A 481-nucleotide genomic window follows, 5' to 3' on the forward strand; every position below is an offset into this window, starting at 1 on the left:
CCCCGAGGCCCGCGAGCACGTCGGGCGTGTGGGTGCGCGCGACCGCGTCCCGCATGAGGTCCACGGCGCGCGCCCCGGCGTCGATGTCCACTCCGGCGCGCCGGTACGCCGAGCCTTCTGCCGCTGAATCCGCGTTCACGGCGCCCAGTGTACCGCGCCGGGCCGCGCGGGCGTCCGTGCGGGTAGACTGGCCGCGTGCTGCCCGACATCAAGCGCCGGATCGACGAGCTCCTCCCCCGCCACCACGACCGCCCGGAGGTGGACCTGCTCTACCGCATGATGCGCGACTACCCCGAGCGGGGCGGCAAGGGCATCCGGGGCGAGCTGGTGCTGCTCGCGGCGAGCGCGTACGGCGCGCGGGACGGCTCGGACGCCTGGGACCGCGCGGCGTGGCTCGCGGCGACGGTGGAGCTCTTCCAGAACTGGGTGCTCATCCACGACGACGTGGAGGACGACAGCGAGGAACGCCGGGGTCGCCCCG

Annotated in this window: 1 protein-coding gene; it reads left to right on the forward strand. The window is 75.3% G+C overall.

Features of this window, described 5'->3' with window-relative positions; translation table 11 throughout:
* Positions 1–195: 195 nt before the first annotated feature.
* Positions 196–481, forward strand: a 286-nt coding sequence (locus DEIPI_RS31745) for a polyprenyl synthetase family protein (RefSeq protein ID WP_045234501.1), incomplete at its 3' end; no start/stop codon positions are given.

The organism is Deinococcus pimensis DSM 21231 (assembly GCF_000519345.1).
Taxonomy (GTDB): domain Bacteria; phylum Deinococcota; class Deinococci; order Deinococcales; family Deinococcaceae; genus Deinococcus_A; species Deinococcus_A pimensis.